At 41.7% G+C, this 21,702-nt stretch carries 14 protein-coding genes; 11 read left to right on the top strand and 3 right to left on the bottom strand.

Features of this window, described 5'->3' with window-relative positions; all coding sequences use genetic code 11:
• The first annotated feature begins 18 nt into the window (after positions 1-18).
• The 5 genes from uxuA (at position 19) to HPE63_RS13960 (ending at position 6,489) form a co-directional block, all read left to right on the top strand.
• Positions 19-1,197, top strand: coding sequence for a mannonate dehydratase (gene uxuA / locus HPE63_RS13980; protein ID WP_223198171.1), 1,179 nt, complete (start codon positions 19-21; stop codon positions 1,195-1,197).
• Between the two features lie 373 nt (positions 1,198-1,570).
• Positions 1,571-2,890 (top strand): sugar porter family MFS transporter, encoded by a 1,320-nt coding sequence (locus tag HPE63_RS13975; protein WP_394355023.1) that lies wholly within the window; start codon positions 1,571-1,573, stop codon positions 2,888-2,890.
• 6 nt (positions 2,891-2,896) lie between these two features.
• A complete protein-coding gene (locus HPE63_RS13970) occupies positions 2,897-4,429 on the top strand; it encodes a glycoside hydrolase family 32 protein (RefSeq protein WP_188314916.1) in 1,533 nt (510 codons plus the stop codon).
• A gap of 67 nt (positions 4,430-4,496) precedes the next feature.
• Positions 4,497-5,354: a dTDP-4-dehydrorhamnose reductase gene (gene rfbD / locus HPE63_RS13965; protein WP_188314915.1), complete on the top strand. Its 858-nt coding sequence runs from the start codon at positions 4,497-4,499 to the stop codon at positions 5,352-5,354.
• A 304-nt stretch (positions 5,355-5,658) separates the two neighbouring features.
• Positions 5,659-6,489 carry a DMT family transporter gene (locus HPE63_RS13960; RefSeq protein ID WP_262890214.1) on the top strand — a complete coding sequence of 277 codons (831 nt, stop codon included), beginning with the start codon at positions 5,659-5,661 and terminating at the stop codon, positions 6,487-6,489.
• Between the two features lie 196 nt (positions 6,490-6,685).
• Here the strand turns inward: HPE63_RS13960 and HPE63_RS13955 are convergent, their stop codons facing one another.
• Complete coding sequence (locus HPE63_RS13955; RefSeq protein ID WP_188314914.1) at positions 6,686-10,414, bottom strand: beta-galactosidase small subunit-related protein; 3,729 nt, start codon at positions 10,412-10,414, stop codon at positions 6,686-6,688.
• Between the two features lie 275 nt (positions 10,415-10,689).
• Between HPE63_RS13955 and HPE63_RS13950 the strand changes: the two genes are divergently transcribed.
• The 5 genes from HPE63_RS13950 to HPE63_RS13930 all read left to right on the top strand — a co-directional run bounded on the left by HPE63_RS13950 (position 10,690) and on the right by HPE63_RS13930 (position 15,985).
• Positions 10,690-11,412: an NUDIX hydrolase gene (locus tag HPE63_RS13950; RefSeq protein WP_188314913.1), complete on the top strand. Its 723-nt coding sequence runs from the start codon at positions 10,690-10,692 to the stop codon at positions 11,410-11,412.
• Positions 11,413-11,527: 115 nt separating this feature from the next.
• Positions 11,528-12,349 (top strand): sugar phosphate isomerase/epimerase family protein, encoded by an 822-nt coding sequence (locus HPE63_RS13945; protein ID WP_223198192.1) that lies wholly within the window; start codon positions 11,528-11,530, stop codon positions 12,347-12,349.
• Positions 12,350-12,376: 27 nt separating this feature from the next.
• Positions 12,377-14,704 carry a glycoside hydrolase family 3 protein gene (locus tag HPE63_RS13940; RefSeq protein WP_188314911.1) on the top strand — a complete coding sequence of 776 codons (2,328 nt, stop codon included), beginning with the start codon at positions 12,377-12,379 and terminating at the stop codon, positions 14,702-14,704.
• A 60-nt stretch (positions 14,705-14,764) separates the two neighbouring features.
• A complete protein-coding gene (locus HPE63_RS13935; RefSeq protein WP_188314910.1) occupies positions 14,765-15,259 on the top strand; it encodes a heme-binding domain-containing protein in 495 nt (164 codons plus the stop codon).
• A gap of 216 nt (positions 15,260-15,475) precedes the next feature.
• Entirely contained in the window at positions 15,476-15,985 is a 510-nt protein-coding gene (locus HPE63_RS13930; RefSeq protein WP_188314909.1) for a PepSY domain-containing protein, read from the top strand.
• A gap of 83 nt (positions 15,986-16,068) precedes the next feature.
• Here HPE63_RS13930 and HPE63_RS13925 read toward each other — a convergent pair whose 3' ends face one another.
• Positions 16,069-16,755 carry a hypothetical protein gene (locus HPE63_RS13925; protein ID WP_188314908.1) on the bottom strand — a complete coding sequence of 229 codons (687 nt, stop codon included), beginning with the start codon at positions 16,753-16,755 and terminating at the stop codon, positions 16,069-16,071.
• A gap of 288 nt (positions 16,756-17,043) precedes the next feature.
• On the opposite strand from HPE63_RS13925, the gene HPE63_RS13920 reads away from it, so the two are divergent.
• Entirely contained in the window at positions 17,044-18,546 is a 1,503-nt protein-coding gene (locus tag HPE63_RS13920; protein WP_188314907.1) for an aminotransferase class V-fold PLP-dependent enzyme, read from the top strand.
• Here HPE63_RS13920 and HPE63_RS13915 read toward each other — a convergent pair.
• Positions 18,536-21,697 (bottom strand): glycoside hydrolase family 2 TIM barrel-domain containing protein, encoded by a 3,162-nt coding sequence (locus HPE63_RS13915; RefSeq protein WP_188314906.1) that lies wholly within the window; start codon positions 21,695-21,697, stop codon positions 18,536-18,538. The genes HPE63_RS13920 and HPE63_RS13915 overlap by 11 nt on opposite strands.
• Between the last annotated feature and the right edge of the window lie 5 nt (positions 21,698-21,702).

Raw genomic sequence — 21,702 nt, 5'->3', positions numbered from 1 at the left:
TCCGATCTTAAAATGAAAATGCAACAAACATGGAGATGGTATGGTCCCAAGGACCCCGTCACTTTAAACGATATTAAACAGGCAGGGGCAACGGGAATCGTCACGGCATTACATCAAATCCCCAATGGGGAAGTTTGGACCATTGCCGCTATTGAGGAACGTAAACGACTGATTGAAGCTGCCGGCCTTAGATGGACTGTAGTGGAGAGCATTCCGGTACATGAAAACATAAAGACACGTACGGGGGATTTTCAACCGTACTTGGAAAATTATAAAACCAGTATCCGAAATTTGGCCACGTGTGGTATCCATATCGTTTGCTATAATTTTATGCCCGTTTTGGATTGGACCAGAACATCGCTGGATTTTGAGGTTGAGGATGGGTCCAGGGCATTGCGCTTTGATGTCACTGCATTTGCCGCTTTTGAACTCTACCTCTTGCAAAGGCCTGGTGCAAAAAACACCTATACAGAGGCACAACAGCAGCAAGCCAAGGCCTATTTTGAATCACTTTCAAAAAAGGAGAGGACCTTATTGGTGAATAACATCATTGCCGGATTGCCTGGGGCCGAGGAAGGCTATACCCTAGACCAATTTCAACAGGCCTTGGATACATACGCCCAGATTGATGCCCGAAAGTTACGCGAGCACTTAATCTTGTTTCTAAAGGAAATTATTCCGGTGGCAGCAGAAAATGAAGTGTTGATGTGCATTCATCCAGATGATCCACCTTATCCCATTTTAGGATTACCCCGTGTGGTGAGTACGGAAAAGGATTATGCCCATCTTTTCGAACAAGTTCCGAATATCGCGAACGGGATTACCTTTTGTACCGGTTCTTTGGGGGTTAGGCCGGACAATGATTTGGTACGGATCTTTAGACGATTCGCAGACCGTGTACATTTTTTGCACCTAAGAAGTACACAGCGCGATGCACAGGGAAATTTCTATGAGGCCAATCATTTGGAAGGCGATGTGGATATGTTCAGTATCGTAAAAGAAGTATTGGTCGAACAACGAAGAAGAGCGGACGAAGGAAGGGCAGATGCTGCCATACCCATGCGTCCGGATCATGGACATCAAATGCTCGATGACCTTACAAAAAAGACCAATCCAGGCTATTCGGCTATAGGTCGGCTACGGGGTTTGGCCGAGTTAAGGGGTCTGGAATTGGGAATTGTTAGGTCAATGCACTAACATAACATTTCATAACGCCTTGGATAAGAAATATGGTCACATAAAAATATGATTGAAATTGTTCCGAATTTATCCAGGCACTACACGCTTCTCATCGGTATTTAAATTGGGTTTTCATAATTAATGTTCTACGCGTGCATCGATTTTAAGTCCCTAATTTAGGGGCACGATAGCATATTAAACAGGGTATAATAGCAACTATTGCATATTGTCTCCCCATACAGCACTAAGAAAAGGTGTCATAAGCAAAGCAATGAGGTAAAACAAAAAATAAATACTATTTTTAACCGCAATGGAATCGATTCAGGTCGCTTGATTTGTTATACTTACTCGAACCGACTCCTCTAGATTACAAATACCTAAAAGTTTGTTGATGAAAAAAATATGGATTTGGTCGATTACAGCGGCTTTGGCAGGGTTTCTTTTTGGTTTTGATACTGTGGTCATTTCAGGGGCCGATAAAAAGCTGCAATTATTATGGGATTCCTCCGACGTGTTTCATGGAACGGTCGTAATGGCCATGGCTTTATGGGGAACGGTCATCGGAGCTATACTCGGCGGAATACCCACCAACAAATTAGGACGTAAGAATACACTCTTATGGATCGGTGTTTTTTATACTGTTTCGGCTTTGGGATCTGCACTTGCAAATGACCCTATTACCTTTGCAGTGTTTCGATTTATCGGAGGTCTTGGGGTAGGGGCGTCGACCATTGCGGCCCCAGCGTATATCTCTGAAATCGCACCGGCCAAAGACCGTGGCAAATTGGTGGGACTATATCAGTTCAATATCGTCTTCGGTATTTTAATCGCCTTTTTCTCTAACTATCTTTTAAACGGCATCGGGGATAACGATTGGCGTTGGATGATTGGAGTAGAAGCCATTCCCGCTGTCATTTATACCATTTTCGCATTATCCATACCCAAGAGCCCTAGATGGTTGATATCAAAGTCGAGATTCGATGAAGCAAAAAAAGTATTAGGTGTAATCTATCCCGGCTCCGATGTTGAACAATTGATGTTGGAAATCAATACCGACAATGAGGGCATTGTGAAGGGAGAGAATATCTTTATAAAAAAATACCGTTATCCCTTGATCCTGGCATTCTTGATTGCCTTTTTTAACCAATTATCGGGCATCAACGCATTTCTATACTATGCGCCCCGCATTTTCGAAGAGGCCGGACTAGGGGAAAGTACGGCACTTTTAAGCAGTATCGGTATAGGGGTCACGAACATGGTATTTACCCTAGTTGGGGTATTCCTCATCGATCGGTTGGGCCGTAAACAATTGATGTACTACGGTTCCGCTGGGTATATCATTTCATTATCCTTGGTGGCATGTGCTTTTTTCTTTGATTGGGGAGGGTTGACAGTTCCTATTTTTCTGTTCCTTTTTATTGCCGCCCATGCCGTTGGCCAGGGTACAGTAATATGGGTGTTCATTTCCGAGATTTTTCCGAATCATCTTCGAGGTGCTGGACAATCTTTCGGGAGTTCGGTACATTGGATTCTAGCGGCGATCATCCCATCACTTATACCCATATTGTTCACTACCATTGGTGCAGGCACCGTATTTGCCTTTTTTGCCTTTATGATGTTCCTGCAGTTGCTATTTGTAATATTTATTATGCCGGAGACCAAAGGGGTCTCCTTGGAAAAATTGAGTAAAAAACTACTTAAAGAACACTAGGGAATTATGAAAAATATCGGATACCAACTACTTCTGGCCTTATTGGTTCTCGGTTGTAAAGAGACGACCAAAACAACCGATCAAATGTCGACTTCTAACCTTGATAAGATGGACACTTTTGAAAAATACCGTCCGCGATTCCATTTTACCCCGAAAGCCAACTGGATGAACGATCCCAACGGATTGGTGTACCACAACGAATACTATCATTTGTTTTACCAATATTATCCCGATAGTACCGTCTGGGGCCCTATGCATTGGGGACATGCGAAAAGTAAGGATTTAGTGCAATGGGAGCACCTACCGGTGGCTTTATTCCCCGATAGTTTAGGCTATATATTTTCCGGAAGTGCTATCATCGATAAAGACAACACTGCGGGTTTTGGTAAGGATGCCATGGTCGCCATATATACCTATCACGACCCCGTAAAAGAAAAAGAAGGAAGTGAATTATTTCAAACCCAAGGTATTGCATACAGCACTGATGACGGTGAAACTTGGACGAAATATGCTGATAACCCAGTGATTGAAAATCCCGGGATAAGGGATTTTAGGGATCCAAAGGTATTTTGGAACGAGGACCGGTCAATATGGCAAATGGTCTTGGTAGCCAAGGACCATGTTCAAATTTATGATTCCGATAATTTAAAAGAGTGGGCAAAAATCAGTGAATTCAGATTTGCGGACAATCCGCCTCTAGGTGTTTGGGAATGCCCTGACCTTTTCAAGATTAAGGTGGAGGGCAGCGAAGAAGAAAAATGGGTAATGATCATAAGCCATGGAACTGGGGCACCCAACAGTGGCTCTGGCACAAGGTATTTTGTTGGGGATTATGATGGCACCACCTTTACGACCCAACAAAAAGAAAGTCTGTGGATCGATTACGGCACGGATAATTATGCCGGGGTAACCTATAACAATACTCCGGATGGGAAGCGCATATTTATCGGATGGATGAGTAATTGGGAGTATGCTACCACCACACCAACAGAAACCTGGCGTAGCGCAATGACATTGCCTAGGGAACTAAAACTCATAAAAAATGGAGATAACTATTTGGTACAAAGCATCATGATCGATGGTTTTGAAACCAGGTATTCAACGGTATCTGCCGAAAAAGTATCAGGATCGTACCCTTCGAATTTTGAATATGCGGATTTACAATATAGTGCTATCTCCTTTGACGTGATGATCAAGGATGAATTGAAAGTAGTATTGTCAAACTCTCTTGATGATAAATATACTTTTGGGTACAAAAAAGATAGTGGTGAATTCTATATAGACAGAGGGCAATCCGGTCTTGTGGATTTCAATGCGAATTATAAAAAATCGTCGTTTCAGACCATGAATATCGGTAGTTGGGATAAGCTATCCCTGAACATCATTTTAGATGCCTCATCCGTCGAGATTTTCGTGAATGATGGGGAATATGTCATGACCACTCAGGTATTTCCCCAGACTGATTTCACAAGATTCCGAATTGAACAGCCTGCCGAAGTAGATGTAAATAATTTTAATCTTAACAAGATAAATTACTGATTCTATTTTTATGATCTTTACAAAGTATAAATTATCGAAAAATAGAAGTTAAATCCCAAAATGCATTATGCTTAAGATATTGGTCACTGGCGGTAATGGACAATTGGCGAGATGTATAAAAGTGATTTCCTCAAAATACCTCGATACCCATACATTTAGTTATAAATCGTCAGCTGAACTCAATATTACCAATAAAGCAGCGGTACTTCGGGAATTTGAATCGGGAGCGTATGATTATTGTATAAATACGGCAGCATTCACCAATGTTGATGGCGCTGAAAAGGATAAAGATCTTGCCGATCTGGTGAACCGCCAAGGCGCAAAGAACCTGGCCGAGGCCTCTAATATATATAACGTCGTATTGGTACATATCTCCACGGATTTTGTTTTCGATGGTGCCCAAAGTGTACCCTATACCGAAAAGGACCCTACGAATGCCTTAGGAAGCTATGGCAGTTCTAAGTTAAAGGGAGAACAGGCAATTTCATTGATTTGCCAAAAGTATTTCATCATCCGCACTTCATGGTTGTATTCCGAATTTGGTTCCAATTTCTTGAAGTCCATGTTGAAATATGGTCGGGAAAGAAATGAGCTATCCGTAGTCTTTGATCAGATAGGCACCCCTACTTATGCTATGGACTTGGCTGAGGTCTTAGTATTGTTCTTAAAGCCGAATAAGGTTGATTATGGCATATATCACTACAGTAATGAAGGGGTAGCGAGTTGGTACGATTTTGCCAAGGCTATTTTCGAAATCAATGGAATTTCTGTTCACCTACAGCCCATACGAAGTGATGCCTATCCACTTCCTGCCAAAAGGCCAAGTTTTAGTGTGCTTGATAAATCAAAAATTAAAAAAGCGCTCCAAATTGAGATTCCCTATTGGAGGGATAGTTTGATCAAAGCATCCAAAGCACTTAAGTAAACATTTAAAACGAGAACTAAATCATTTCCTGATTTTAAACATTGCCAAGAACATCCAAACGTATTATTTACTGTAATTTTGAAACTTGAAAGTTTTGGCACAATACCTTAAATGTATTTTAGGCCCGTCTATCGCAAGAATCCTCGGTAATAGCTTGGCATATATGTTATGATTGCCCTGGGGAATTGATTGAATAGGTAAGTCTAGTATATATATGCTGTTTGCTCGAACTTTCAAATGATCAAATTATCCAACCACAAATGTCCATCGGCTTTTTTGGCTGAATACGGTTTAAAGTGAACTCTTGAAGAAAGCTATCCTTTTTATGATTATCAGTACCTTCTCGTTCACCTTGATGAATGCTGTTGTAAAATACCTCTCCCATTTTCCGACTTTTGAAGTAGTTTTTTTTAGATCTCTGGGTTCTTTGGTTTTGGCGACTTCATATATTTCGATTAAAGGAATCAATATCTTAGGGAATAGGAAAGGATTATTGATACTAAGGTCGTTTTTAGGATTGACCGCCATGAGTCTTTTCTTTATGTCGTTAAAATATTTACCTGTGGGTACCGCTGTCTCCCTTAGATATTTATCCCCCATATTCGCCACCCTGTTTGCCGTAGTGTTATTGGGAGAAAAGCTTCGTGCCATGCAATGGCCGTTATTCTTTATTGCATTTTCAGGGGTGCTCGTCCTAAAGGGATTTGATGGTGCTATAAATAATATTGGATTGATCCTGATATTGACCGCTTCTGTTTTTAGCGGATTGGTCTATGTCGCCATTCGGAGGATAGGAAGTAGTGACCATCCCATTGTCATCGTGAATTATTTCATGTTTGTGGGCACTGTCGTCGGTGGTCTTCTGAGTATTTTCGATTGGAAAACGCCCATAGGCAATGAGTGGTGGTTATTTCTGAGTTTAGGTATTTTTGGATTTTTCGGACAGGTATTTATGACGAAGGCTTTTCAAATCGCCAAAACCAATGTAATTGCCCCATTAAAATATATCGAAGTGATTTTTACGGTTTCCGTAGGTATATTATGGTTTGGTGATGTGTACAGCCTATGGAGTGTTTTAGGTATACTTATGATCGTTGGTGCTCTTGTGGCCAATGTTTGGGTCAGTAAGAAATAATGGTCATAAAGGATATTGGCGTTTCATAGTGCATTGACCTAGTTGTATCTTTGTAAAGGTAAAATTGTTTAAGTATGGACCTATCTACCATACTCTTTAATAATTTAGGGTAAGTTAACCTAGGATACCCCCAAGCCCTCGTATTTGCCTGTTCGGAATAATTTTCTTCAGAAGACCATTCTTTTGGGTGGTATTTTTAAAATGGTTTTATCCTTAGATGGTATCGACCGCTTGTAGCCTTTTCCCGGTAGGTCTCTAATTGCCGTAAAGCGGTGCCTCCTACACCTGATACCTTATGGTCAATATTTAAAACTGTAAAAGGGGCCTCCTTCAATTGATAGGTATAAACCGCTCTTGAAAGGTTATCCGTGTCGTATTTATGAAGACTGAAATTTATAGGTTGATCTCCTGAGATCAGAAGCCCTTTTCCTTGCGCATTTAAAATCCGAACCCATCGTACATCGGTTCTATTGCCATAATCCTGCGGTAGGATATAGGGTTCGTACATGGCATCGGCATCCGAATTGTAAACCCCGAATTTGGCCCCGGTCTTTCGATCCGGATAGGTTTCAAAAGGTCCGCGCCCATACCAGGTAACCTGATTGAACGTTTTGGGTAATTGAAACTGTAGCCCTTCCTTGGGTAGCATTTCGGGCATAGCCCCATGTGGGGTTACCTCCTGATCCAATTCCAAGGTACCATCGGAATGTATTGTCCAAACTTCATCACGTTCAAAAGCTGAATAGTCAACGTCTGGGTACATGATCAATTCTGGGTCTAAGGAGCATGTTGACCAAATTTTAAGCTTGACTTTCACCTGATTTTTACTGTTAACAAAGCTAACCTCATCAACGCTAGTCTGCAGGTCACGTAAGCCCAAAGTTCGTAGCTGATTATCTATAGAACGGCCAAAGCCCGGGGTCATCTTGTTGCTGTAAAATTTATAAGAACCCCAGGGATCTACATCATTGGCCAGTGGGGCACGCCATACCATGAAATCCGGACCCCCTTCCAAATATTCTGTTCCATTATAGCGCAAGGAGGTCCATTTACCATCATCCTTATTAAAAACATAGGTAAAGCTATCTCCTGAAATCTTGAGCTCAGCTGTGCTCTCCTCAGCACGTATTCTTTTCTCATCATGGGCTATGGCAACAGGAACCGATGCCGTTTTCAGGATAAACTGTTCCCAAGCAACCTCATGACCTTCCATGGCCCAGCTCTGTTTTTCCTTTAGGGAAAATCCAATCGTAAGGATCAGTTCCCCATTCATACTGCTCTTTTTAAAAGGAATGGTTATTTCTTTCGATTGTTGTGCTGGCAAATCCAATGAAAGTGACCCTTTTTCCAATTCTTTTCCATCTTCCATAAGCGACCAGTACCCATTCAACATGTTCAGGTCTTTAAAATGATGGTGATTGCTGATTTTCAAAATTCCCTTTGCTGGATTAAGCAATTCGAAACCAATGGGTTGTCCTGATTTTTTTATTTGATGTATTTCGGGCTGTACCGTACGATCGGGCCATATGACCCCATAGGTTCTTCCTCCCAAACCTATGGCATAAAAATCCTCACCTAGGGTATCATTTTCAAAATCAAGGGCCAACACGGCGTCGGCTACTTGGGTTTTCAATTCGGAAATGGAAACAGCGTGGTCAAAAACCCGTACATCATCGAGTACCATACTTGACATACGCCCGCTAAACTCCCCTTGGTCTTGTTTTTCGGCCTCACGGCCCAAACACAACGGGAATGGTGTTGTCTTGAGATTTCCAGTGAATTCGGTTTCTTCCACCATTTTTTCATCTACATACAACATCAATTTTTGCCCGTTATAAATACCTGCGACATGGTGCCATGCTTCATAGAAATCCTCACCGACCTTCGTTCTAACAGAAATTCGTTTGTGATCGGCCTTGGTATTGACATAAAACTCCAAAGTATCCCGGTCTTTCATTTGAATGCCATAGTCGTTCAACCCTTTGCTCAGAAAGACATTGGGTTGAGGGATTTTTGATGGTTTTACCCAAAACCCGATGGATAAGCCACTACCGGTAATATCCAATGAGGAGTCGCGATAAAACTCCACCCAATCATCATGCCCAGAGAACGCAAGACCCCTGCCTGAATTACCTTCCACAAAAGTGGGTCTCCCCATAATTTGGCCATCGTTCTTTTTTGGGGACCGGTCCGGGATAATCCAACGTGGGGTGTTGATACCTGGGCTCACAAAATCCCAAATGGCACCACCCATAGAACGGGGAGAGCGTCTAATAATTTCCCAGTATTCATCCAATCCACCTAGACTATTGCCTGTAGCGGCCAAATATTCATCCATAAACGAGGAACGGTTATCCCCTTCGGGAAGCACATCGCCATTGACGATGCTTCGTAACCAAAGTGGAATAAAATACCGTGGCCCCACAATATCCTCAAAGGGGATGTAAAAGGTATTCCCGCCATACATCCAAGCAGGTCGGCTCGGATCTATTTCCTTACCGGTTTCAATGACCGCCTTAATATTTTCGCCACTTCCGGATTCATTGCCCGCACTCCACATAATAACCGAAGGATGGTTTCTATCCCGATATACCATTTTCCGAGAACGATCCTTATACATTTCCCTCCATGCAGGATCTTCGGAGAGCTGAATATTGGCATGGGCCTCATCACCAACTTCGTCAACTACATAAATGCCCAGCTCGTCGGCAAGATCCAAATATTCGGAAGTAGGAGGGTAGTGGCTCGTGCGTACGCAGTTCATATTGAACTGTTTCATGATTTCAAGATCTTTTCGAAGCGTGGCAAGTGGAACGGCCTGTCCTTTTTCGGGGTGGTGCATATGACTATTGATTCCATTTAATTTAACAGGGACTCCGTTTACGGTCAAAATTTTGTTGGTATATTCCACCTCACGAAATCCTATTTTTTCGGTAAAGGATTCCAATACACCGCCATTTTCATCCTTTAAAGTGACTAATAGGGTATACCGGTTCGGGAGTTCTGCCGACCATTTTTTTGGTTTGACAACTGATACGGATAGCTCGACTTTTTGGGAAGCTTGGGAGGGAACATCCAGAATGCCGGAAGAAGCCTTACGACCCAATAAAGAGTTGTTGTTCGCGTCAAGTAGATCCATTTCCAATTGCACCTTATTTTCCCTATTACCCACATTGCCTATGATGGCTGAAAGGTTTAGGTCGGCGTCCTCATAGTCCGCAGCTAGATCGGTGACCACATAATGGTCTTTGATTTGGGTCTTGGGTTGGGCATAAAGTTTTACATCCCTGTAAATACCGGATAAACGCCACATATCCTGATTCTCCAAATAGGAACCATCACTAAATCGAATCACTTGGACCGCCAACGAATTTTCCCCAGTTGTAACGAACGGGGTAAGGTCGAATTCCGCAGGTTCAAATCCGCCTTGGTTATAACCCACACGCTTGCCATTTACCCATACATACGTAGCCGATTTAACGCCCTCGAAGCGTAATTTAATTTGTTTGTTTTCCCAAGATGGAGGGACGGTAAAGTTACGCCGGTAGCATCCTACTGGATTGTAATACTCCGGAATATGAGGCGGATCACTCTCAAAAGTCAGACTGATATTCCTGAATTTTGGATGACCAAAGCCTTCCATTTGCCAATTGCTGGGCACTTTTATCTTGTCCCAACTTTTGGTGTTGAATTGTGGCTGCCAGAATCCTTCAGGAACTTCATCCACTTTTGATACCCATTTAAAATCCCATTGTCCATTCAGCAATTGATAATTAGTACTTTCTGCCGGGTCATTGCGCAGCGCTGACGTTTCAGAATCAAAGGGAATATGAAAGGCATGAGGTGCGGTTTGGCCCTTTTCAAAAATTGCGGGGTTTTGCCAATCGCTCGGGTAAAATTCGACCTCTTGCGAAAAAAAAGTCATGGGAAAAATAATAGTACAAAGTAAAAACAAGGTAAAGCGATGCATGTTCGGTCATTTTAGCAGGGATGAAGATAAAACTTCAACCTTGGAAATTCGTAATTAAAGAAGTCTAAGGTACTACTAAACATTAAATTTCCAGTATATTTCACGTAGGCATTTTTGCATCGAAACCCGGTTAATATAGCTTTTGATTTTTACCTTGAGTATCTTATTGTCTCATTTTGTTACAATAAAACTTTGTTATCTCACAGGTTTGTCTTTTATTTGATGTCAGTATGGATTCGAATTCAAAAAAGGCTATAAGAAATATTGAAGATGAGGATTATATCCCCAATCTATCCTATGATTCCGTCATTTTTGGTTTCAACGGCGAACAATTGAAAATATTGATCTTAGAATATCATAATACGGGATTGTTCGCATTGCCAGGCGGATTTGTGAAACGGCATGAAAGTTTGGATGATGCGGTTAAAAGGGGGGTGTTGGAACGTACGGGCTTGGATAAAATATATTTTGAACAGTTCCATACGTTTGGAAGTTTAACGCGTTCAGATTCCGATGTCATGAAACGTATCTTGTTAGGGAATAGCTTTGATTTGGATACCAATAAATGGATGTTAGATCGGTTTATCTCCGTTGCCTACTATGCATTGATCAATTACGACAAAGTTACTCTCAAACCGGATTTGTTGTCAGATAGTATTAATTGGTATGCTATTGATGAATTGCCCCCATTGATGATGGACCATGAAAAAATGGTGGATAAAGCCTTGAATGTACTACGGAACAATATTGAGAAGAAGTTGGTGGGTATGAACCTGTTACCATCCAAATTTACCATGAAACAACTGCAGCAGGTGTATGAGGCCATCTTAGGGGAAAACTTACGCAGAACAACCTTTCAACGTCGTATTTTAGGTATGAACATCTTGGAAAGACATGAAAAGCTATATCAGGGTAAGGCCCACAAAGCTCCATATCTCTATAGCTTTAAATAAAGGATGACCACCTTAAAAGAAAATAGAATACTAATAAATACTAAAACAATTAGATAAAATGAGAAAATTAAAATTCAACGATTTAGTGAAGGGATTTGTGCTTTCCTTTATTCTTATGGGCGTTTTAACGACGCATGCACAGGAAAAATTTGGAGGATTGGCCTTGTATACCGTACGTGATGCTATGGGTGAAGACGCACGGGCAACCTTAAAGGCCGTTGCCGATGCCGGCTACAAAAATATAGAAGCGGCCGGATATTCTGATGGCAAATTTTATAATATGACTCCGGCTGAGTTCAAAACCTATGTCAAGCAACTTGGACTCAATCCTATAAGTACCCATCAAGGTTCGGTTACCTTGGAAAATGCCGATGCGATGATGGCCGATGTAAAAGCTGCGGGTTTTCAATATTTTGTGATTCCAGTACCACCTATGGGGCTTTTTAAAGTAGATAGTGAAACCAGGACCATGGGCATGACCGGAGGTGCTGAAAATTTGGCCAACATTCTGACAACATTAGGCAAGAAGGCCAAAAAAGCTGGTTTGAAATTACTCTACCATAACCATGATTTTGAATATTTAAAAGATACGGAGGGTATTGTCCCCATTGATTATTTATTGGAGCATTGTGATCCTAAATATGTGAACTTCCAAATGGATCTCTATTGGGTGACCAAGGCAGGTGCGGATCCAGTGGCCTATTTCAATAAATATCCTAAAAGATTCAAGATCTGGCATGTCAAGGACATGGATGACCAAGGTAGATTTGCACCGGTGGGCAAAGGTCAAATCGATTTTGCTAGGATATTGGCAAATAAGGAATTGTCTGGCATGAAATATTATATGGTGGAACAGGACAGAACCTTTGATGATCTAAAACCATTGGAGGCTATTAAGATCAGCCATGAGGGTTTGAAGGAGATTGGTTTTAAGTAGGCCTTGTATATTCTTAGAAACAACTTTATGAAGTCAAGAATAGTATTTTTAGCGACCTTGATCCCTTCTTTAGCGCTTTTATTGTTCAGTTGTGGTGAAAAGTTTACTAACGAACAACATGACGGGTACATAAGCATTAATAACAAAGATGGGAGTATGTTGGGTTATCACCCAGAATCAGGGGTAAAACTTTTGACCGTTGACCGATACGCCTTTAAGGACCTTAACAAGAACGGCGAATTGGATGCTTATGAAGATTGGCGCTTGCCAGTCGATGAGCGGGCGAAAGACTTGGCGTCCAAAATGACCGTTGAACAAATCGCAGGTTTAATGTTGTATAGTGCCCATCAGTCCATTCCCGCAAGACCCGATGGCTATTTTGCGGGAACCTATGATGGCCAATCTTATAAGGAGGGCGTAACAGATCCTTCGGCCCTTACGGATCAACAACGGAAGTTCTTGGAAACTGACAACTTAAGGCATGTTTTAGTTACCACCGTCCAATCTCCAGAAGTTGCCGCAAAATGGAGCAACAAATTGCAGGCCTTCTGCGAAGGAACCGGATTAGGAATACCTGCCAACAATAGTTCTGACCCCAGACATGGCACAAAGGCCAAAGCGGAATATGATGCCGCGGCAGGCGGGGAAATTTCCATGTGGCCCAGTTCATTGGGAATGGCCGCTACTTTTGACCCTGAAGTGGTTCGACAGTTCGCTACAATCGGTTCAATGGAATATCGGGCCTTGGGCATTACCACGGCATTATCGCCACAGGTAGATATCGCAACCGAACCCCGATGGGCCCGTTTCAGCGGTACTTTCGGCGAGAGTCCGAAACTATCCGCCGCAATGGCACAGGCTTATTGCGATGGCTTCCAAACTTCCACGGGCGATAGTGAAATCGCGAATGGCTGGGGCTTTCACAGCGTCAACGCCATGGTAAAACATTGGCCGGGCGGCGGCTCGGGCGAAGCTGGTCGGGATGCCCATTACGGTGCGGGAAAATTTGCCGTTTATCCAGGCAATAACTTTGATGCCCATCTGATTCCGTTTACCGAGGGTGCCTTTAAACTGGATGGCCCTACAAAAATGGCCTCAGCGGTAATGCCCTACTATACCATTTCCTGGAACCAGGATACCAAAAACGGGGAGAACGTGGGGAACTCGTACAACAAATATCTGATTACCGATTTGCTGCGCGAAAAATATGGTTACGACGGCGTAGTTTGCACCGATTGGTTGATTACCCGGGACCATAAGGCTATGGATATCTTTATTGACGGAAAATCGTGGGGCGTTGAAAACTTGAGCATTGCTGAACGCCATTATAAACTATTGATGGCAGGTGTAGACCAATTTGGAGGAAACAATGATGCCAAGCCCGTATTGGAAGCCTATGTAATGGGTGTAAAAGAACATGGCGAAAACAAAATGCGCGCTAGAATGGAGCAATCCGCCGTACGCCTTTTGAAGAATATTTTTAGGGTCGGTGCTTTTGAAAATCCATATTTGGATCCTTTGGAAACCAAAAGTATCGTCGGCAAACCCGAATTCATGAAGGCAGGGTACGAGACCCAAATAAAATCAATCGTTTTACTAAAAAACACAGACAATCTACTCCCGGTTAAGGACAAGAAAACGGTATATATTCCCAAGCGTTATGTGCCTGCAAGCCGAAATTTTTTGGGGATGGAAATACCGGCTTCAACCGATTATCCTGTGAGCATCGAACTAGCGAAGAAATATTTTAATGTAACCGACAATCCAGGGGAAGCGGATATGGCTTTTGTATTTATCCAAAACCCGGTCGCCACTATCGGTTATGATAAGGCGGATGTGGAAAAAGGGGGCAATGGCTACATTCCCATTAGTCTCCAATATGGCGATTATAAAGCGACCGAGGCACGCGATCATAGTATTGCTGGCGGGGACCCCTTGGAAAATTTTAACGATAGGGGCTATAAGAACAAATCGACCACAACGGCCAATAAGACAGATGCCCAATTGGTTAAGGAAACCAAGGCTAAAATGAAAGGTAAGCCGGTACTGGTTTCGGTTACCACTACGAACCCCATGGTGTTCTCGGAAATTGAAAAGGACGCCTCGGCCCTCCTGTTGAATTTCGGCGTGCAAGATCAGGCACTGTTCGATATTATTTCCGGAATGGTGGAACCTTCGGCACTTTTACCCATGCAGATGCCCGAGAATATGCGTGTAGTCGAAAAACAGTTCGAAGATGTGCCTTTTGACATGGCTGTATATACTGATTCCGCAGGCAATGAATATGATTTTGCCTTTGGCATGAACTGGAGTGGGGTCATAGATGATGAAAGGGTCCAGAAATACAAGAAGTGACTAATCCTTGGGAATCATCCCAAGTCAAATAAAAGTAGTGTTTAACCAATCAAAAATATCATGTTGAAAAAAATCTTGATAGGATTAGGAATTGTGCTTATCATCATACAGTTCATCCGGCCCGAAAAAAACGAATCGAACGACCTTACCTATGACATTTCAACCAAATACGAAGTATCTAACGATATCAACCATTTGTTGCAAGTGTCCTGTAACGATTGCCATTCTAATAAAACGGAATATCCCTGGTATGCCAACATTCAACCGGTTGCTTGGTGGCTTAACCATCATGTGGTAGATGGAAAGAAACATTTGAATTTTTCCGAATTCACCAAAAAGCCACTTTTTGTCCAAAACCATAAATTGGAAGAGACCATAGAAATGGTGGAGGAAATGGAAATGCCCTTACCATCATATACTTATTTTGGACTGCATCCCGAGGCAAACTTAACCGAAGAGCAGCGACAAATGATCATAGATTGGGCCAAAGCACAAATGGATTACTTAAAACAAACCTACCCTGCGGATAGCTTGGCATTTCCAGAAAGAAATTGAGCGATATCCTAAAGTTGACCTGAGTGTGATTTGGATTTGTATTCAACTAGCCCAATTAACTTCACTTTAATTGAAAAGATGCTAGGTTTAGACTAAACCTTTTGAATTACAAGATGTCTTATACCCAACAATAAAAAGTAACTTTTTAGGCAACGGGTAATAAGGGTTGGCAGCCATTTTTAGCTATTGTATTTAACAGTAAACCAGTATGCAATTATGGGAAGAAAATCTGAAAAATTATTTAGGGTTATTCATAGGTATTTAGGCTTTTTTTTAGCAGGTATCATGATTGTCTATGCCATCAGTGGCATTGTTTTGACTTTTAGAAATACCGACTACCTAAAGAGCGAAGTCCATGTCAATAAAATATTGGAGGCGAATCTCACGGCGGAAAACCTAGGTGGGGCTTTGGGAATGGGTCGCTTTAAGGTCGATAGGGAAGAAGGGGATGTATTATATTTCGACGGAGGTACCTATAACAAAAATACCGGTGTGGCGGATTATACCATAAAACAACTTCCCATACTGCTCGAAAATATGAACAAGATACATAAGATGCATTCCGGCCATCCACTTTTTTGGTTAGGGATTTTCTTTGGTGTGGCCCTTTTATTCTTTGCAGTTTCGGCGTTCTGGATGTTCAAGCCCACTACTTCGGTCTTTAAAAAAGGACTCTATTTTACCTTAGGGGGTGTCATTTTGACCTTGGTTCTATTATTTGTTTAAAACCGAGCTATCCCAACAGAACTTAAAATGAAAAAGTCCCGAAGAAACATCGGGACTTTACATTTTTAAATTATTGTTTTACGCTATGCCTTCTCCTCAACATCAGGTAGATTAATGCCTTTGGTCAATAAGGTCAACCCCATTAATACAAGCCAAACCACTTTAACATGGAACATAGGTTTGTAGATTTCAAAATGATCAGGGATTCCCATGATGATTCCCATGGTTACGATACCCATTACAATAGTGAGCCAGCCAAGTGCTTTGCTCACAATACTCCATTTCACAAAAGCTGCCCCTAAAATGACCAGGCCGACCCCTGAAAATACACGGCCAAATCGCACAAAACATGTTACATAATGGTTGGTGTAATGAAGTCCATCCATGATTAGTTGTACTTCCTCTGGGGATTTCCCAGCAGTTTTCCCAACGCCCCATGCTCCGAAAGTATAGTAAAACGCCGCGGCGATGGCCAAGGTGAAAGTGCCGACAATGACCATTCCCGTTCCTGGATAAATTAGAACACGATAAGGTTTCTTAGTCGCGATTGATGTTAGTGCGAACATGGCAATCCCCATGATCACCCAACCAAAAATATGCATACGGTATAACCAGATCCAGGTCCATAAATTTTGGTTGATCGCTTCGAAATCAGCTGCAACGATATACTCGCCTAAATGATGTGGGGAAAAAAACCACCCTCCCCATAATAGGATGGCACCAATGATAAATGCCCATCCAATGACTTTGGTTTCAAAATCTTTTTTCATACTTCTTCTGTTTTTTGAGTTTTTGAATGTATGCTAATCATCACTTTTATTATGTAACATTTGTTACACTTCAAATAATTAACTAGGAAATTCTCCACGATTTAAGTTATAAAAAGACAATAAACCCTAAGTAGATTAAGACTAAAAGGATATTCTGGCAAGAGGGATTCCCATAAGGGGTTGTAGCTCAAAAGATTTACTTATTTTTAGGATGTGGTTCGTACTTTTGAATTTGTATTCCGATGGAGTATTGAATAGATATTCAGACAGCGTATTCATTAAATAGTTATGGGTGTAACAGTATCAAAATCAAATGGTCCGGCAACAGGATTGGAAGACTACTTTCAGCAGTTTAGACAACATATTGTTGGTCAAGACCAAACGTTTACCTCCCCCTATGGACAAAAAAGGATACTCTATGCGGATTGGACGGCCAGTGGGAGGTTATACGGCCCTATTGAGGACAAATTAACGGGAATAATAGGCCCTTTTGTGGCCAATACCCATACCGAAACCTCCTTCACGGGTTCGGTTATGACCATGGGTTACCATAGAGCCCGAAAAAAGATCAAGCAACACGTAAATGCGAATAACGATGATGTACTTATCACGGTAGGTACTGGAATGACGGGTGCTGTGAATAAATTTCAACGTATTTTGGGACTCAAAGTTTCGGAAAATCTTAGGAAACATACCAAGATTCCAGATGAGTTGCGCCCCATTGTTTTTATATCCCATATGGAACATCATTCTAACCAAACCTCATGGTTGGAAACCATTGCCCATGTTGAGGTTATTCCTTTTGATGACCGGGGATTGATTTGTTTTAAAAGTTTTGGGGCCCTATTACAGAAATATCAGGAGCATCCATTAAAGATCGCTTCTATTACAGCTTGTTCCAATGTCACGGGCATAGAGACCGATTATCATAGAATTGCAAAGATGATCCACCAAAATAATGGATTATGTTTTGTCGATTTTGCCTGTTCGGCACCCTACGTAAAAATCGATATGCATCCAGAAAATGAAGATGAATATTTGGATGCCATCTTTTTTTCTCCCCATAAATTTTTAGGCGGACCTGGGGCAAGTGGGGTCCTTGTTTTCAACAAGAAATTGTATAAAAACTTAATCCCCGACAATCCTGGCGGAGGAACCGTTACCTATACCAACCCATGGGGAAATCATGATTATATCGATGATATTGAAACTCGGGAGGATGGCGGTACACCTGGATTTTTACAGGCTATACGAACTGCCTTGGCCATACAGTTGAAAGAAGATATGGGTGTATTGAATATCCATAAACGTGAGGAGGAATTGAATAAGCGGATTTTCGAACAACTTACCAAGATTGATAAACTACATATACTCGCCAGTGAGCATAAAGATAGGTTGGGTGTTTTTTCATTCTATATTGAGGACGCACATTTCAACCTGATTGTAACCCTATTGAATGATCGATTCGGAATTCAAACCCGTGGTGGATGTTCATGTGCCGGCACTTATGGACATTATTTATTACATGTAGATCAATTGACCTCGAAAGTTATAGAACAAAAGATTTTAGAAGGATGTTTAATGGAAAGACCTGGATGGGTACGAATGTCGATACACCCAACAATGACCAACGACGAAGTTGATTTTATTTGCGATGCCATTGCCCAAGTAGCCAAAAATCATAAAGAATGGGGTAAGGATTATACCCATAATTTGACCAAAAATGAATTTGAGCATATTGATGGGAATCAAAATGCACAAAAATTGGTAAAAGATTGGTTCAAGGATTAGGGGGTCCTTTACTGATGGGGAGCGAAGGCATAATTATGAAAGAGTAGTGGTAAAGTTTCGGTGGTATGGTGTATTCATCATGAACGAGCCTTCCCCAGGAGGTATCGCCTCCAACGCCCATTTGTTGAAGATCAATATTCCATTGTACCGTTTTTCCGATTTTTATTTCGGCACCATGTTTTTTGGTAACGGGCACCAATCCGGAAGCCGACAGTTCCGCCTCATCGCTATTGAAGTCGATTTCTGTCATGACGAATGGCCATACACTAGCATTTAAAAGTTGGTTGGATGAAGCGGTAAGCACTACTTCATTAGACGAAATTTCCATCCATCGAACATCGGTTTTATTGCCTGTTTCCTGTGGTCTGGGATATCTATGGAATTGATCGGTAACCTTACCGTCATACAACCCGATTTTAACCCCCGTTTTTCTGTCCCAATAACTCTCCTCTGGACCCTTGCCATACCATGCAACTTCTTTGAAATTATCGTTTAGGGTAAGGTACATTCCCAATCGGGGAATGTTAGGCAAAGAATCCTTGGTAGGTTGAAATTCGTAATCCACCGATAATTCTCCGGTTGGATGAATAGAATATACCACAGATACTTTGGCCTCATTTCTAGGGGTAGCGTAACCAACTTGAAAGGTCACCTTATTTCCAGAATGTACAGGTTTTTCAATTAAGGAAGCCCGATAGTCATATGTGGCCTGTTGCCAAGCACTGGCCCACTTGTCCATGCCATTACCCAAATCGTTGTCTGTTGGGGGTCGCCAAAAATTGGGACGGATGGGCTGATCGGTAATTAGGGCATCTTTATACACCCAGGATATTATTTCCCCGGTCTTGGCATTCATAGTTAGATTTATGGTATTGTTGAAGATTTCTATCCCCGATGAAGATGCATTGATACTCAATACCTCCTTATCTTTTTGGACATCCGCAATTTTCGGAACATCCCTATTCAAAATAAATTGGTCCCAGGCTATTTCGTATCCTTTGGGAAACAGTTCGCTCGCTACTTTTTGAAGTAAGCTTACCTCTAAGATATACTCATATCCCGGTTCGTAGGTAGTGGGGATTTTGTCAAAATATTTGATTACCGACTGTCGTGGCGGTACATTTAGATTTGAGTCGGTTTGATGTAAATAGGCTATGCCATTCTTCAAAACCCTAATTTTGATTTCCTTGTCAGATAGATCCGTGAAAAAATTCTTGTTCTCAAGTACGATTACCCCATTTAGGATATATTTGAACTGCACGGGTTCATATACTTTTTTAACTTCCGATAAGTGCGGGTGTGCATTGCGATATGGATCCACCAGCCCATTGTTTAGGAAGTTGCCATCGGTGGGCAAGTCGGGATGAAAATCCTGTCCGTAGGCCAGATATGGGATTCCCTCCTCATTTATGTATTCCAAACTTTGGTCTACCCAATCCCAAATAAATCCACCTTGTAGCTTGGGGTATTTTTCGATAATATCCCAATAATCCTGTAGGTTTCCCACAGAATTACCCATGGCATGGGCATACTCTATCATTATAGAGGGCTTATTCGAATCTGATTTTCCATGCGCAACCAAGTCTTCCGGTTTTGGGTACATGGGGCAATAAAGGTCTGTATAATATTCCTTGCCAGCGGGTTCATATTGCACAATTCTATTGTCATCCGCTTCTTTTAACCATGCATAGGTAGATTTGAATATTTCGCCTTCCCCAGCTTCATTACCCAATGACCATGAATAGATACAAGGATGGTTACGATCTCTAAAATACATGCGTTGCGTACGTGATAAATGGGCTTTGTACCAGCTCATATCGTTGCCTATCTGGGTTTTTTCATCGATAGCCAACGGGTGACTTTCAATATTCGCCTCATCAATCACATAAAGGCCGTAGGTGTCACAAAGTTCCAACCAATAGGGGTCGTTGGGGTAGTGGGAGCTTCGTACCGCATTGATGTTATTCTGCTTCATTAGTTTAATATCGTTCAGCATGGATTCCTTTGAAACCACATGTCCGGTAAAAGGATCTGTCTCATGCCTGTTCACACCGTTGATGTAAATGGCCTTCCCATTGATCAGCACTTGGCTATCTCTGATCTCAACCCTTTTGAATCCGATGTTTTGCTTTATATATTGATTGTTTTTAGGGTTAAGCTTGTCTTCCAACGAAATTCGAAGTCCATATAGATTCGGTTTTTCTGCCGACCATTGTTTTACTTCCTTGATGCTGTTTTCGAAGACTATAGGAACCTGCGAATCCTTTGGTAATTCCATTGTTTTTTCATCGGTATAAACCGATTTCCCATCATTCATTAGTTCCAACTTGATCGTTCGGGTATAGATATCATTTGTGGGGTTGTTTATAGTAATGCTTTCTCTGAAAACTCCTTGGGTGTAGGAATCATCCAAATTGGTATAGGCATGATAGTCCGAAATATGTACTTTGGGTTGGGTATATAAGTACACATCACATTCAATACCACTCATGCGCAACATATCCTGACTTTCAAGATAACTGGCATCGCTCCAACGGAACATTTGGAGGGCGATTAGGTTCTTACCTGATTTTAGATACTTACTGATATTGAATTCGGCCGGGGTCTTACTGCCTTGGGAATATCCTACATAGTTGCCGTTCACATAGAGATATAGGGCCGATTTTGCCCCTGCGAAATGCAGGATGACCGTTTCGGACAGAAAATCGTCTTCTAGGATTATTTTTTTACGATAGGTGCCCACAGGATTATAATCGGTCGGTACTTGGGGCCATTGGGTGTCAAAAGGATAGCGTTCGTCGAGATAGATGGGATAGTCATATCCTTCTACCTCCCAGTTTGATGGCACAGGAATAAGATCCCAATCGGAATCATCAAATTGAATATTCTGAAAGGTGGTCGGCCTTTTTTTAGGGTCCTTGACGAAATGGAATTTCCATGTACCGTTAAGACTTAAATATCGTCTTGAATTCTCCTTTTTTTCTTTTTCCAGAGACTCAAAACTAAAATAGGTCGCCCTAGGAGGTAATTTGTTTTCCTCGAAGATTTGGTGGTTAAAATGGTTTTCCTGTTTGGCAACTTCAGGTAATTTTACTTTTTTGCAACTGATAATTGCCAAAAGGACTAGAAGAAAACTTAGGGCTTTTTTCATATACT

This window comes from Maribacter arenosus (assembly GCF_014610845.1).
GTDB lineage: Bacteria > Bacteroidota > Bacteroidia > Flavobacteriales > Flavobacteriaceae > Maribacter_A > Maribacter_A arenosus.
Note: the sequence above shows the minus strand (reverse complement) of the source record. Positions and strands in the feature narration are given on the sequence as shown.